The sequence below is a fragment of the Bartonella numerosa genome, assembly GCF_037070845.1.
GTDB lineage: Bacteria > Pseudomonadota > Alphaproteobacteria > Rhizobiales > Rhizobiaceae > Bartonella.
This window is the reverse complement of the sequence record NZ_JAYMZI010000005.1, coordinates 1-13,145: the sequence shown is the minus strand read 5'-3', so window position 1 is coordinate 13,145 and position 13,145 is coordinate 1. Positions and strand designations below refer to the sequence as shown.

At 41.1% G+C, this 13,145-nt stretch carries 13 protein-coding genes, 3 tRNA genes and 3 pseudogenes; 3 read left to right on the top strand and 16 right to left on the bottom strand.

Features of this window, described 5'->3' with window-relative positions:
• The 12 genes from nuoK to WCP75_RS02970 all read right to left on the bottom strand — a co-directional run bounded on the left by nuoK (nucleotide 1) and on the right by WCP75_RS02970 (nucleotide 10,094).
• Nucleotides 1-309 (bottom strand): NADH-quinone oxidoreductase subunit NuoK, encoded by a 309-nt coding sequence (gene nuoK, locus WCP75_RS03025; protein ID WP_336276776.1) that lies wholly within the window; start codon nucleotides 307-309, stop codon nucleotides 1-3.
• 9 nt (nucleotides 310-318) lie between these two features.
• Nucleotides 319-939 (bottom strand): NADH-quinone oxidoreductase subunit J, encoded by a 621-nt coding sequence (locus WCP75_RS03020; RefSeq protein ID WP_336276775.1) that lies wholly within the window; start codon nucleotides 937-939, stop codon nucleotides 319-321.
• A 92-nt stretch (nucleotides 940-1,031) separates the two neighbouring features.
• The gene (gene nuoI / locus WCP75_RS03015) at nucleotides 1,032-1,523 is read right to left on the bottom strand and encodes an NADH-quinone oxidoreductase subunit NuoI (protein WP_336276774.1); all 492 of its coding nucleotides are present in this window, start codon (nucleotides 1,521-1,523) and stop codon (nucleotides 1,032-1,034) included.
• Nucleotides 1,524-1,537: 14 nt separating this feature from the next.
• Nucleotides 1,538-2,584: an NADH-quinone oxidoreductase subunit NuoH gene (gene nuoH, locus WCP75_RS03010; protein ID WP_336276773.1), complete on the bottom strand. Its 1,047-nt coding sequence runs from the start codon at nucleotides 2,582-2,584 to the stop codon at nucleotides 1,538-1,540.
• Nucleotides 2,585-2,599: 15 nt separating this feature from the next.
• On the bottom strand, nucleotides 2,600-4,672 hold the full coding sequence (gene nuoG / locus WCP75_RS03005) for an NADH-quinone oxidoreductase subunit NuoG (RefSeq protein ID WP_336276823.1): 2,073 nt from the start codon (nucleotides 4,670-4,672) through the stop codon (nucleotides 2,600-2,602).
• Between the two features lie 62 nt (nucleotides 4,673-4,734).
• A complete protein-coding gene (gene nuoF, locus WCP75_RS03000; protein ID WP_336276772.1) occupies nucleotides 4,735-6,042 on the bottom strand; it encodes an NADH-quinone oxidoreductase subunit NuoF in 1,308 nt (435 codons plus the stop codon).
• A gap of 137 nt (nucleotides 6,043-6,179) precedes the next feature.
• The gene (gene nuoE, locus WCP75_RS02995; protein ID WP_336276771.1) at nucleotides 6,180-6,851 is read right to left on the bottom strand and encodes an NADH-quinone oxidoreductase subunit NuoE; all 672 of its coding nucleotides are present in this window, start codon (nucleotides 6,849-6,851) and stop codon (nucleotides 6,180-6,182) included.
• Nucleotides 6,851-8,041: an NADH-quinone oxidoreductase subunit D gene (locus WCP75_RS02990; protein ID WP_336276770.1), complete on the bottom strand. Its 1,191-nt coding sequence runs from the start codon at nucleotides 8,039-8,041 to the stop codon at nucleotides 6,851-6,853. The genes nuoE and WCP75_RS02990 overlap by 1 nt, the downstream gene beginning before the upstream one ends.
• A 101-nt stretch (nucleotides 8,042-8,142) precedes the next feature.
• Nucleotides 8,143-8,772 (bottom strand): NADH-quinone oxidoreductase subunit C, encoded by a 630-nt coding sequence (locus WCP75_RS02985; RefSeq protein ID WP_336276822.1) that lies wholly within the window; start codon nucleotides 8,770-8,772, stop codon nucleotides 8,143-8,145.
• Between the two features lie 18 nt (nucleotides 8,773-8,790).
• Nucleotides 8,791-9,372, bottom strand: coding sequence for a NuoB/complex I 20 kDa subunit family protein (locus WCP75_RS02980; RefSeq protein ID WP_336276769.1), 582 nt, complete (start codon nucleotides 9,370-9,372; stop codon nucleotides 8,791-8,793).
• Nucleotides 9,363-9,728, bottom strand: coding sequence for an NADH-quinone oxidoreductase subunit A (locus tag WCP75_RS02975; RefSeq protein ID WP_336276768.1), 366 nt, complete (start codon nucleotides 9,726-9,728; stop codon nucleotides 9,363-9,365). The genes WCP75_RS02980 and WCP75_RS02975 overlap by 10 nt, the downstream gene beginning before the upstream one ends.
• Nucleotides 9,729-10,017: 289 nt before the next feature.
• Nucleotides 10,018-10,094: transfer RNA gene (locus WCP75_RS02970), tRNA-Asp, on the bottom strand.
• A 199-nt stretch (nucleotides 10,095-10,293) separates the two neighbouring features.
• Between WCP75_RS02970 and WCP75_RS02965 the strand changes: the two genes are divergently transcribed.
• Nucleotides 10,294-10,369: transfer RNA gene (locus WCP75_RS02965), tRNA-Val, on the top strand.
• 698 nt (nucleotides 10,370-11,067) lie between these two features.
• Nucleotides 11,068-11,157 (top strand) — tRNA-Ser (locus WCP75_RS02960).
• 101 nt (nucleotides 11,158-11,258) lie between these two features.
• Here the strand turns inward: WCP75_RS02960 and WCP75_RS02955 are convergent.
• The 4 genes and pseudogenes from WCP75_RS02955 to ssb all read right to left on the bottom strand — a co-directional run bounded on the left by WCP75_RS02955 (nucleotide 11,259) and on the right by ssb (nucleotide 12,827).
• Nucleotides 11,259-11,628, bottom strand: a pseudogene (locus tag WCP75_RS02955) (XRE family transcriptional regulator).
• A gap of 132 nt (nucleotides 11,629-11,760) precedes the next feature.
• Nucleotides 11,761-11,979, bottom strand: a complete 219-nt coding sequence (locus WCP75_RS02950) for a hypothetical protein (protein ID WP_336276767.1) — start codon at nucleotides 11,977-11,979, stop codon at nucleotides 11,761-11,763.
• Between the two features lie 208 nt (nucleotides 11,980-12,187).
• Nucleotides 12,188-12,388, bottom strand: a pseudogene (locus tag WCP75_RS02945) (hypothetical protein); the annotation flags it as partial.
• 10 nt (nucleotides 12,389-12,398) lie between these two features.
• The gene (ssb, locus tag WCP75_RS02940) at nucleotides 12,399-12,827 is read right to left on the bottom strand and encodes a single-stranded DNA-binding protein (protein ID WP_336276766.1); all 429 of its coding nucleotides are present in this window, start codon (nucleotides 12,825-12,827) and stop codon (nucleotides 12,399-12,401) included.
• 193 nt (nucleotides 12,828-13,020) lie between these two features.
• On the opposite strand from ssb, the pseudogene WCP75_RS02935 reads away from it, so the two are divergent.
• Nucleotides 13,021-13,122: pseudogene (locus WCP75_RS02935) on the top strand (type II toxin-antitoxin system HicB family antitoxin); the annotation flags it as partial.
• Nucleotides 13,123-13,145: the final 23 nt, after the last annotated feature.

Sequence of the window (13,145 nt, the reverse complement as noted above, 5' to 3'; positions counted from 1 at the left end):
TCACCCTTTCATCACGTTAACATCTTCAACCGCAATAGAACCGCGATTACGGAAGAAAATCACAAGAATCGACAAACCAATTGCAGCTTCTGCAGCCGCTACTGTCAAAATGAATAAGGCAAATATCTGACCAACAAGATCGTGGAAAAATGCAGAAAACGCAACAAAATTAAGATTAACAGAAAGCAACATAAGTTCAATTGACATAAGAATAACGATTATATTTTTTCTATTTAAAAAAATCCCAGCAACACCAATCGTGAACATCAATGCAGAAACAATAAGATAATGAGTAATGTCAATGTGCATGATTCCCCCTTAAACGCCTTTACCTGATTCAACTTGCTTAACTTCAACAGCACTTTCCACCGTCCTAGAAACCTGAATCGCGACGGACTGTCGTTTTACACCGGATTTATGACGAAGAGTCAAAACAATAGCGCCAATCATTGCAACCAATAAAATCAACCCAGCAGTCTGAAAATAAAAAACATAATTCGTATAAAGGATATCGCCTAATGCCTGTGTATTTGTTCGTTGCGCCAAATCTGGCATCGATTGAGTAATACGCGTTTTAAGAGCAAAAGAAAAATGGCTGTTTAAAAAAATAATAATGAGCTCAACAGCAATAACAATTCCAACACAAAAACCGATAGGAGCATACCTAAATGCACTACTCTTTAGTTCGGCTGAATCAACATCAAGCATCATAACAACGAACAAAAATAAAACTGCTACAGCACCGACATAAACAACCAGCAAAAGTAGCCCCAAAAACTCAGCACCCGCTAACAAAAACAAAGCTGCGGCATTAAAAAAAACCAATATTAAAAATAAAACTGAATGCACTGGATTACGCGCTGCAATAACAACAACTGCGCTCGCTAGCATGATGAAAGCAAACAAATAGAAAAACGCCGCCGCTAGACCTGTTAACATAGGCCTCTCCTCGATTCAAAAAAAACGATTGGCACGATCATTCATACCAGACCAAAAAAACTATCGGAAAAACCATCCGACCACTCAACCTCTCAACGATAAGGCGCATCCACCAATATATTCCGAGCGATTTCTCGCTCCCAACGATCTCCATTCATCAAAAGCTTTTCTTTGTCATAATAAAGCTCTTCACGGGTCTCTGTCGCAAATTCAAAATTAGGACCTTCAACAATAGCTTCAACCGGGCAAGCTTCCTGGCAAAAACCACAATAAATGCATTTGACCATATCGATATCATAACGAACAGTTCTCCGTGTACCATCATTGCGTCGCGGCCCTGCTTCGATTGTGATTGCCTGAGCAGGACAAATTGCCTCACATAATTTGCACGCAATACACCGCTCCTCACCGTTTGGATAACGACGTAAAGCGTGTTCGCCACGAAAACGTTGAGAAACAAAACCTTTTTCATGAGGATAATTAATGGTGGGTTTTGGTGAAAAAAATTGACGCATTGCCAAACAAAAAGCGCTCAAAAATTCTAACAAAAGGAGCGATTTTGCTGCCTGAATAAGACCTGACACAGTGAGACCTCCTCTTAGGCTAAACCAGTATATTTTAAAAAAGTAGCGGTCACCACAACCATTGCCAACGAAAGCGGAAGAAATACCTTCCAACCTAGCCGCATTAACTGATCGTAACGATAACGCGGAACGAATGCCTTGACCATAGCGAACCAAAAAAACACAAAACAAACTTTCAAAGCAAACCAAACAACACCTGGAACCCAGTTAAGCCACCAAACATCCAAAAAGGGCAACCAGCCGCCTAAAAATAAAATAGTTGTTAATGCGCACATCAAAACAATAGCAACATATTCACCAAGAAAAAAAAGCATATAGGGAGTTGAAGAATATTCAACCATGTGCCCCGCAACAAGCTCAGATTCTGCTTCAACTAAATCAAATGGCGGGCGATTAGTCTCTGCGAGCGCAGAGATAAAAAATATGATAAACATGGGAAAAAGAATTAGCCAATTCCAATCAAGAAAACTGCTGAATGGAAGACCAAGAGTCGTGCCAATACCAGAAGTTTGTTTATGAACAATTGTTGTAAGATCCAACGAACCACTCACTAAAATGACAGTAACAAGCACAAACCCAATAGAAACTTCATAAGAAATCATCTGCGCAGCCGAACGCAAAGCCCCCAAAAACGGATATTTTGAATTGGAAGCCCATCCTCCCATGATAACACCATAAACCTCGAGAGAGGAAACAGCCAAAATGTAGAGTAGACCAACGTTGATATTTGCAATCTCCCAACCCTCATTAACTGGAATTACAGCCCAACTCGATAACGCAAGCGCAGCAGAAACAAAAGGAGCTAAAAGAAAAACACCTTTGTTAGCACCGGCAGGGATAATCGGTTCCTTAACAACGAATTTAATTAGATCTGCAAAGGACTGTAATAATCCCCATGGCCCAACAACATTTGGACCACGTCGTAATTGTACAGCGGCCCAAATTTTTCTATCTGCATAAAGAAGATAGGCAATAAAAACCAGAAGTACCACCAAAAGAAGAAGCGTCTTCCCAACCATAATAGATAACGGCAACAACCAGGTCGTAAAGAAATCGTACATAACTACCCTTTGCCCCTATTCTGTAGCATGTATAGCGCTATTTTTTGCGAGAGACGAACATTCAGCCATAACTGAAGAAGCACGCGCTATAGGATTTGTCAAATAAAAATCTTTAACCATAGAAGTAAATACTTGCTGCGATTCTATAACAAATGTTTGTGAACCAAGCACCTTAAGGTCGTTTATATCAGAAGGCACTATATCATCAATAGTGCAAAGATGCGGATAATCGCTAAATAGTTTCTGCCTCAACTGAGAAAGCGTATCAAAAGGAAGCCTTTGTCCTAAAACATCAGATAAGGCACGCAAAATAGCCCAATCTTCTTTTGCCTCACCCGGAGCAAAACCAGCCCGATTAGTCATTTGAACACGTCCTTCTGTATTTACATAAATCCCCGATTTTTCAGTATAAGCCGAAGCTGGTAAGATGACGTCAGCAGCATGTGCACCGTTATCACCGTGACTACCTATGTAAATTGTAAAAGCTCTTCTATTAGCTAATTCTACCTCATCAGCACCAAGCAAAAACAAAACTTCACAATCTTCAATAATCTTCTTTACCCCGAACTCAGAAGTAAAACCAATATCCAATCCTCCAACAGCTGATGCAGCATTATGAAGAATCCCGAATCCATTCCACGTTTCACTGAGAGCCCCAACACTATCAGCCATTTTTGCAAGGCTTTTCAAAATGGACAAACCTTCTTTTCCCGAAACTGCCCCTTCCCCAATAAGAATGAGCGGTCTTTCAGCTTTTTTCAAAATATCTAAAAACGCACTTTCTCCACAAATCAACGCATTCAGCGCATCAGTTCCACTTCCAAGGTAAGAATACGGATAACGCAAATCAGATTTTTCTCCAATTAACGCAACAGGAAACTGCCCCCTTCGTTGACGTTTTAAAATACGTGCATTCAAGACAGCAGCTTCGTAACGTGGATTAGACCCAACAATAAGCAGCGCATCAGCTTGTTCAATACCAGCAATTGTCGGATTGAAAATGTAACTTGAACGTCCAAACTCAGAAGATAAAATCATCCCCCTTTGACGACAATCAAATACCCGTGAGCCTAATGAAATTAACAACATTTTAAGCGCATACATTTCTTCAACAGACGCAAGATCACCAGCAATTGCAGCGATCTTTTCTGGAAGCGACTTTAAAACTGCTGTTCTAATTTCTGTGAAAGCCTCCGTCCAGCTTACGGGCCGAAGCCTTCCATCCTTGCGAACGTACGGCTTATCAAGTCTTTGGGTACGTAACCCATCCCAAATGAAACGAGTTTTATCTGAAATCCATTCTTCATTTACATCTTCATTCGTACGAGGCATTATGCGCATAACTTCGCGTCCTCGACTATCAATACGGATGGCACTACCAACAGCATCCATCACATCAATTGATTCTGTTTTAACCAATTCCCATGGACGCGCGTGAAATGCATAAGGCCTTGAAGTTAAAGCACCAACCGGACAAAGATCAATAATATTACCCTGTAACTCAGACGTTATAGCTCTTTCAAGATATGTCGTAATCTCAGCATCTTCACCACGACCAATCAAACCGAGTTCGGAAATGCCCGCCACTTCTGTCGTAAAACGAACACAGCGCGTACAATGAATACACCGCGTCATAACGGTCTTTACAAGCGGACCAATATACTTGTCCTCTACAGCACGTTTATCTTCTGTATAACGAGAGCAACTTCGCCCATAAAGCATCGCCTGATCTTGGAGATCACACTCCCCCCCCTGATCGCACACAGGACAATCTAGAGGATGATTGATGAGGAGGAATTCCATTACACCTTCACGCGCTTTTTTTACCATTGCCGTATTGGTAAAAATTTCAGGAACTTCACCATTTGGACCTGATCGCAGATCACGAACCCCGACAGCGCATGAAGCCTGAGGCTTCGGAGGACCTCCCTTGACCTCAACTAAACACATACGGCAGTTTCCAGCGACTGATAAAGATTCATGAAAACAAAAACGTGGCACCTCTGCGCCAGCAGCCTCAGCCGCCTGAAGCAGCGTGTAGTAATCAGGAACTTCAATCTCTTTACCATCAACTTTAATACTTATCATCATCGATCCAGCCCGCGGGTAATTTATTAAATTTGCATTTCACCATCATCAAAGAAAAATCTTCATACAACATCTTCTAAAGCAATATTTTTTCTTTGGACTGCATTTCGCGTGTAATCGTCAATCCTTCGTTCGATTTCTAAACGGAAATTGCGGATCAACCCCTGTACGGGCCATGCAGCAGCATCACCAAGCGCGCAAATAGTGTGTCCTTCAACCTGTTTAGATACATCAAACAGAAGATCAATTTCACGTTTTTGCGCCCTTCCTTCAACCATCCGCCCTAAAAGGCGCATCATCCAACCAGTGCCTTCGCGACACGGTGTACACTGACCACAGCTTTCATGCTTAAAAAAAGCAGCTATACGCCAAATTGCTTTGATAATATCTGTCGATTTATCCATAACAATCACACCGCCCGTACCGAAAGAAGACCCCACATCCCGCATTCCATCAAAATCCATTATCGCATCCACCATGTCTTCACCACGAACAACCGGACAAGAAACTCCACCGGGAATAACTGCTAACAGATTATCCCATCCACCTCGGATTCCTCCCGTATGCTTTTCAATTAACTCACGAAAAGAAATGCCTAGAGCTTCTTCAAACGTACACGGCGCATTAACATGCCCAGAAACCATGAATAATTTTGTTCCAACATTATTTGCACGTCCAATCGACGAAAACCACGAAGCCCCCCGACGCAGAATCGTTGGAACAACAGCAATGGACTCTACATTATTCACAGTCGTAGGACAGCCATAAATTCCCATATTCGCAGGAAACGGCGGCTTAAGCCTGGGCTGACCTTTTTTCCCTTCAAGACTTTCGAGAAGAGCTGTCTCCTCACCACAAATATAAGCCCCAGCCCCGTGATGAATAATTATATCACAAGCATGACCATATTTGTTTTTTTTGCCGAGAAAACCAGCCTCATAACATTCATCAACAGCGGCTTGAAGTGCTTCACGCTCACGAATATATTCGCCACGAATATAAATAAAAGCGACATTAGCCCCCATAGCAAAAGTAGCAATAACACATCCCTCAATCAAAGTATGGGGATCATGCCGCAAAATATCACGATCTTTGCATGTTCCAGGCTCTGATTCATCCGCATTAACAACCAAATAATGCGGACGACCATCGCTTTTTTTGGGCATAAAAGACCACTTCATCCCCGTGGGAAAACCAGCACCACCGCGGCCACGTAAACCCGACGCTTTTACTTCATCAATAATCCAATCACGACCTTTTTCAAGAATTGCCCTAGTACCATCCCAATGCCCACGCAACATCGCAGCTTTTAAAGATTTATCCTTCAAACCATAAATATTGGTGAAAATGCGATCTTTATCAGCTAGCATAGCTCCCCTCTTTTCTCTTGCTCTTAGCATTTCGGCATTCTTTCAAACGCAACACTCGAAACATCTCTCAAAGATTTTCATTTTCAATCTAAGTAAACTAATTAAATGGTAATAAACATTTTTTTTCGAAATACTTACTACGTCCCTATCCCTTCATTATTTTTCCTTTTCGAAGACTTAAACGACCTCTCTATCCCCTCATCCTCAATAAGAGAGGTTAGCCCATTAATCGGTTCTGACGATTGACGGCCATTTTGAGGACCAACAGCTATCTCCGAACCCCTACCAACTTCAAACGCATCGATAATCTCTTCGAGACGCTCAGCCGTCAAATCTTCGTAAGTATCTTTAAAAATCATAACCATCGGGGCATTCACACAAGCGCCAAGACACTCTACTTCTTCCCATGACAATGTCCCATCCTGATTGGTAACAAAAGGCTCATGATGGATTTTTTTTTGACAAACCTTAATCAATTCACCAGAACCGCGCAGCATACAGGGCGTCGTTCCACAAACCTGAATATGCGCCCTCGTTCCAACTGGACGAAGCTGAAACTGAGTATAAAAAGTCGCAATTTCCAAAACACGAATATAGGCCATCGAAAGAATCTGGGCCACATGCTCAATCGCAGCACGCGTCACCCAACCATCCTGTTCCTGAGCACGCATTAACAACGGAATCACAGCGGACTTCTCACGACCAACAGGATACTTCTCTATAGTATTTTGCACCCACACCTGATTTTCCTTTGTAAAAGAAAACTCCCCAGGCTGGTGAACATCATCTGCAAGACGACGCACAGACATCAACGATCAACCTCCCCAAAAACAATATCAATCGATCCCAGAATAGCCGCGGCATCCGCCAACATATGACCCCGAGTTAAAAAGTCCATAGCCTGAAGATGAGCAAAACCAGGAGCACGCAACTTAATACGATAAGGCTTATTAGTTCCATCAGAAACAAGATAAACGCCAAACTCCCCTTTCGGCGCTTCCACAGCAACATAAACTTCACCCGGAGGAGTATGAAAACCCTCTGTATAAAGTTTAAAATGGTGAATAAGTGCTTCCATTGAGCTTTTCATCTCACTCCGCTTTGGCGGAACAATTTTTCTATCCAAACTCGAAACCGGTCCGTTTTTTTCGGAGCCAAGTAAACGATCAACACACTGGCACATAATTTTTGCCGATTGGCGCATTTCCTCCATACGAATGAGATAGCGGTCATAACAATCACTATTCTTACCCACAGGGATATCAAACTCCATTTCATCGTAACATTCATAAGGCTGACTCTTACGCAAATCCCACGGCACACCAGAACCGCGAATCATCACACCAGAAAAACCACGCCCCCATGCCTCGTCAGAACTAACTACACCAATATCCACATTACGTTGCTTAAAAATCCGATTTGGCGTCACAAGTGCATCAAGCTTACCGAGAGCGACAAGAAACGGATCAACAAAATTGCCAATATCCTCAATTAAAGACTCCGGCAAATCTTGGTGAACACCACCAGGACGAAAATAATTTGCATGAAGACGCGCGCCACACGCGCGCTCATAAAAAATCATCAACTTCTCGCGCTGTTCAAAACCCCAAAGCGGAGGCGTCAAAGCGCCAACATCCATTGCTTGAGTTGTCACATTAAGTAAATGACTCAGAATACGCCCAATCTCGGAAAACAAAACACGTATCAATTGTCCCCGCTTAGGAACTTCAACACCTAATAACTTTTCTATAGCAAGCACAAAAGCATGCTCCTGGTTCATAGGAGCAACATAATCCAGACGATCTAAATAAGGACCAGCCTGAAGATAAGTCTTCGTTTCCATTAACTTTTCTGTTCCACGATGCAGCAACCCGATATGTGGATCTACACGCTCAACAACCTCACCATCCAGCTCCAAAACCATACGCAAAACACCATGCGCAGCGGGATGTTGTGGACCAAAATTGATGTTAAAGTTCCGCACATTGACCTCAGCCAAAACCAACCTCTTATTCTCTAAATAAACTTTATATCAGATGTTAACAAAAACTCTACCACACCGAAAACATTTAACTATTTTTGAAATTTATTATTTCAATATCACTTTCTGTCAGTTTCAACGTCATCTTCAGCCACCTGCATTTTATCATGTTGCAAAACACAGCGCTCTCCTTCCCAAGGGGAAAGAAAATCAAAACTACGCATTTCTTGCCGCAAAACAGTGGGTTCATAAACGACCCTCTTCGCTTCGTTATCATAACGACACTCAACAAATCCCGTAACGGGAAAATCCTTACGCAAAGGATGCCCCTCAAACCCATAATCGGTCAATATCCTCCTCAAATCCGGATGACCTGAAAATAAAATCCCGTACATATCGTACGTTTCACGTTCGTACCATTCTGCTCCAGGATAAACCGAACAAACAGAAGAAACGGGAGTATTTTCATCAGTACGAACCTTAACACGCAACCGTAAATTATTACGGGGAGACAACAACTGATAAGAAACATCAAAACGTTTATCACGAGAAGGATAATCGACCCCACTAATGTCTGTAATACTAATAAACTGACAACGGCTATCATCACGAACAAACGTCAAAACATCTACGATTGCATCAAGGCGCGATACAATAGTCAACTCACCAAACGCAAGTGTAACCTCTTCAAGCTTGTCTCCCAATTGATTTTCTAAATAGGCAGACAATTTGGACAGAGCATCACCCATCATGACCATAAAAACTCCCTATCGTTCTATCGAACCGGTACGACGAATCTTTTTCTGCAACAATAATATGCCGTATAGCAGCGCCTCCGCTGTAGGCGGACACCCTGGAACATAAATATCTACTGGAACAATACGATCACACCCACGCACAACCGAATAAGAATAATGATAATACCCACCGCCGTTCGCACATGACCCCATAGAAATTACGTAACGCGGCTCAGGCATCTGATCATAAACTTTTCTCAACGCTGGAGCCATTTTATTTGTTAAAGTGCCAGCAACCACCATGACATCTGACTGACGAGGTGAAGCGCGCGGCGCATATCCAAAACGCTCATTGTCATAGTGAGGCATCGAACACTGCATCATTTCAACAGCACAACAAGCTAAGCCGAAACTCATCCACATAAGAGAACCAGTACGCGCCCAAGTAATCAAAGCATCTGCGGAAGTAACTAAAAACCCCTTATCTGACAGCTCCGCATTGATATCACGAAAAAACTCATCATCAGAAACCACTGATCTTCCTGCGTTAGGCCCAACAATCTTTTCTCGGAGCAAAGGGGAAATTGCTGAATTTCTAGATATTAATCCCATTCAAGAGCTCCTTTTTTCCACTCGTATACAAACCCGATAGTCAAAAGCGCTAAAAATACAATCATAGAGAAAAAACCAAACATACCTACTGAACTAAACGAAACAGCCCAGGGAAAAAGAAAAGCAACCTCAAGATCAAAAATGATAAACAAAATCGAAACTAAGTAAAACCGAATATCAAATTTCATGCGAGCATCATCGAACGAATTAAACCCACATTCATAAGCCGACAACTTTTCAGGATCAGGCGAACGATAAGCCACTACGTAAGGCATGATCAACAGGACCCCGGTAATGACCGCCGAAACAACAATAAAAATAAATATCGGTAAATAAGAGCTCAGTAAATGAGTCATAATCCTCTTCCACCTCGATAAGATGCTCGAATAATACAACCATCCAACACCACCCGACACAAAACAGTCAAAACAACCGCTTCGCCAACCCCTCTCGTACGAATCCAAGGTCATGCCGCACAATATTTTCCGCCAACATAGGTACCGCAGAGCGAAGAAAGACGCAAGCCCTCATTCATGTAAACTATGGAAAAAGAAAAATTCAGCTTCAAACCCCGCAGACAACACCAAAACCCCCAACAACTCTGCAGAGGAGGAATGCACAACACAAAAAGCCAAGAAATACAAATGGCGCGAGTGACGGGGCTCGAACCCGCGACCTCCGGCGTGACAGGCCAGCACTCTAACCAACTGAGCTACACCCGCGCACTCTTCGTTTGAACCAATCAACTGACCGGTATAGCCGGTCGTGTAAGGACTTAAGTCTCTTATGTCAAGAAATATTCAGTATTTTTTTTAAAAAAAACAAAAAAATATTTTTTACTCCCCAAAGGTGTCTTTAGTTCTTGCGTTTTTTTTAAAAATTTCCTAAACAGGGCTCACTCAGCTGCAGATCATTGCAGCCGGGCGATTAGCTCAGCTGGTAGAGCGCCTCGTTTACACCGAGGATGTCGGGAGTTCGAGTCTCTCATCGCCCACCATCAATTTACCGCCTAATTTTATCATGGTGAAGCCCCGTATGAAAATAGAGAGCAGGCTTCGCGGGGTTTGTATTGTTTCATTTCTTCGTAACACAGTATCTCTTCGTCTTGGGTGGCTTTTAGAAATAAGACCGGAAGGCGCCCCAAAGTTTAGACTTAGCTTCAAAAAAGGATGAATCTACAATCAAAATTTTGTTAAGTTAATATAATCCTTAAAAGCTTAAATAGTCCGGAATTATTGAACTGAACCGTCATAAGTAGTTCTGATAGAGGGGTGAAATTCGCAATTTTGAGCGTGTACGATACTACATCAAGTATTTTTGCAAAATATGCGATCCCTAGCAATTAAAGTCAGAACACAGTTCTATTTCACTGATTACATACAATAAAAACGAATAATAGAAAATATGTCCCGTCTTGGATTTTCTCATGCATCAGAATTATACGAAAAATTATTTCAGAAAAAAGCCTGCTCCAAAATTGCCATTATAATGAACATGTTCAATGTTTTATCTAGGACTTAAAATGCCAACCTTTTTTGTACAGATTTTTTATCTTAAAATCAGAAAACTGAGTTTAAGATAACAAAGTGAGCGGTTATTTTCATCCAAACCAAATCAATATTGCCAAAAACGTTTAAAAGCACATTTAACCAATTGACCTTTTCCAAAAACTTTGCAAAAAGTCATACCTAACTTGGAGGGGTGGCCGAGCGGTTTAAGGCACCGGTCTTGAAAACCGGCGTGCAGGAGACTGTACCGTGGGTTCGAATCCCACCCCCTCCGCCACTGCACTTTTATCGTGCTACAACTTGTTGATTTTATAGGTGTTTTTTTAAGGTGCGGGATAAATAAATGAAGGTTCGGGAATAGGATTTTGCAATATACCTTTACAGAGCACATCTTTTTTTGCCAACTTTCTCCAACAATCTTTTCAATCTTTCTAAGTCTTGTTGTGAAAAATTCTCTAAGTTTCTGACAAACATGCCAGCAATTTCACGCCCAAATGAATCAGAAGGTTTTATTGTGAAACTCTTACGGCAAGAATCAGCCTCTTTTCTTAAAATGCGTGCTGTTTCTTGATCTAAAGCATAAAGCTTTATGATCTTTTCTTCCATACCAACCGGTACAGAACCTTTTGCCAATCTCGATTGAAGATAAAAATGCTACAGATATATCTAATTTTTCAGCCATGTCTAAAAGGCGTTTTGAGTGATCAATACAAAGTTTGCGTAAGGTTTTGCCAAAAAATGTAAGCATTCTAAAAGTCCTGTTAGAAAAAAATATTTTTGTGATTCTAACAAATATTTTTGAGGCTTTCTTCAAAAGTTGTGAATAAGGACTTCCTTTCGAAGTGCTTTTTTAGCTATTTTGAGAAGAAATTTGATTCATCTAATTTTTCGTTATCCACTGCTTTAGATGTGTTAGAATGTTATCTAACGCCTCTATGAGGTGTGAAAATTCAAGAATAAATAAAAAGATAATGAGTGCAATCCATTTCATAAAGCGAGACATCATCTTTACACTTTGGTAAGTAGCTATTATTTCTTGCAGCATTTCTTTTTCTGCATCTGTAAGCTCTGTGTACTTTTCAACTTTTTTTTTAACCATATCTCCATCCACACAAATGTTCGCCCTGTTTGTTATGCTTTAAGATGTCTCTTGCTAAGCTTGAACTTATTACGTTGAGGTCTTTACAATCCAAATAGATTGGCATCCAACCAACACAGGCAGAACGTTCATTCGTCACGCACCCAATGAGAAAGTTCAGCACGCACAGCACCATCACTTTTCTTGTTAACTTCATTATTCACCTCAACAAGCGCCCAATATATGTGCCAGAAAGAGGATTTTTTGCCTCTTCCACAGTTAAACCAAAATGCTTAGCACGCATTTCAATTGTTAATTTATTAGCAGGCTCTCGAGGCGTTTTTGCCCGTGAAACACGTCCATTTTGTTCTCTCACACAGCCCCTAATCCGTGGTCGTCCACGTTTTGCTCGTTTTTTTCTTTTTGCCATATTTTCTCAATCAAAATGGAACGTTATCATATGCAGATACAGTGTGACGCTGTATCGGTGCTACAGTGGTAGGCTGTGAAGGGGTATCATTATCTTTCTTTGCATCAAGCAAATACAATTCGCCTTTAAACTGTGGTAAGACAACCTCTGTAGTGTAACGCTCGATGCCTTTTTTATCTTGCCATTTGCGTGTCTGTAATCGCCCCTCGATATAAACTTTGCTGCCTTTTTTGAGATATTGAAGAGCAACTTTTGCAAGATGAGGATTAAAAACTGTGACAGAATGCCATTCCGTCTTCTCTATTTTTTGATTGGTGTTTTTATCTTTATAGCTCTCGGAAGTAGCCATACTGAAATTAACCACTTCGGCTCCTGAAGCCATCGTTTTGCTTTCTGGATCAGCGCCAAGACGTCCTATTAATGTAACTTTGTTGAGCATATTTTCATATCCATTTTTGAGGATTTTTTTATGTGCTGAAACAGAATACACGTACAAAAAACAAACTTTAAAACTGTATTATAATACCACAAAACTATTAAAGTTTTCAAATAAAAAACATAAATAACTAACTAAAAATAAATAATTAATTGTCATTTTAATTGTTGTTGCATATTATGCTTTTTTAGCTTGACGCATTCTTGATCCAAATTATCCGACTAAGCTTCAAACACTCGAGCAAGCATTAACAGTTCTTGGCAAACAAGTAGTTATTACAATCAAAGATGCAGTATAACTACCTTCCCACCTTTAATAATG

Coding starts and splice junctions, on each gene's coding strand:
- nuoE (WP_336276771.1), bottom strand. CDS start 6,851: ATGTCTGTGCGTCGTCTTGCAGATGATGTTCACCAGCCTGGGGAGTTT.
- WCP75_RS03020 (WP_336276775.1), bottom strand. CDS start 939: ATGTTAACAGGTCTAGCGGCGGCGTTTTTCTATTTGTTTGCTTTCATC.
- WCP75_RS02950 (WP_336276767.1), bottom strand. CDS start 11,979: ATGGTTAAAAAAAAAGTTGAAAAGTACACAGAGCTTACAGATGCAGAA.
- WCP75_RS02975 (WP_336276768.1), bottom strand. CDS start 9,728: ATGACTCATTTACTGAGCTCTTATTTACCGATATTTATTTTTATTGTT.
- ssb (WP_336276766.1), bottom strand. CDS start 12,827: ATGCTCAACAAAGTTACATTAATAGGACGTCTTGGCGCTGATCCAGAA.
- nuoG (WP_336276823.1), bottom strand. CDS start 4,672: ATGATAAGTATTAAAGTTGATGGTAAAGAGATTGAAGTTCCTGATTAC.
- nuoF (WP_336276772.1), bottom strand. CDS start 6,042: ATGCTAGCTGATAAAGATCGCATTTTCACCAATATTTATGGTTTGAAG.
- nuoK (WP_336276776.1), bottom strand. CDS start 309: ATGCACATTGACATTACTCATTATCTTATTGTTTCTGCATTGATGTTC.
- WCP75_RS02980 (WP_336276769.1), bottom strand. CDS start 9,372: ATGGGATTAATATCTAGAAATTCAGCAATTTCCCCTTTGCTCCGAGAA.
- WCP75_RS02985 (WP_336276822.1), bottom strand. CDS start 8,772: ATGGGTGATGCTCTGTCCAAATTGTCTGCCTATTTAGAAAATCAATTG.
- nuoH (WP_336276773.1), bottom strand. CDS start 2,584: ATGTACGATTTCTTTACGACCTGGTTGTTGCCGTTATCTATTATGGTT.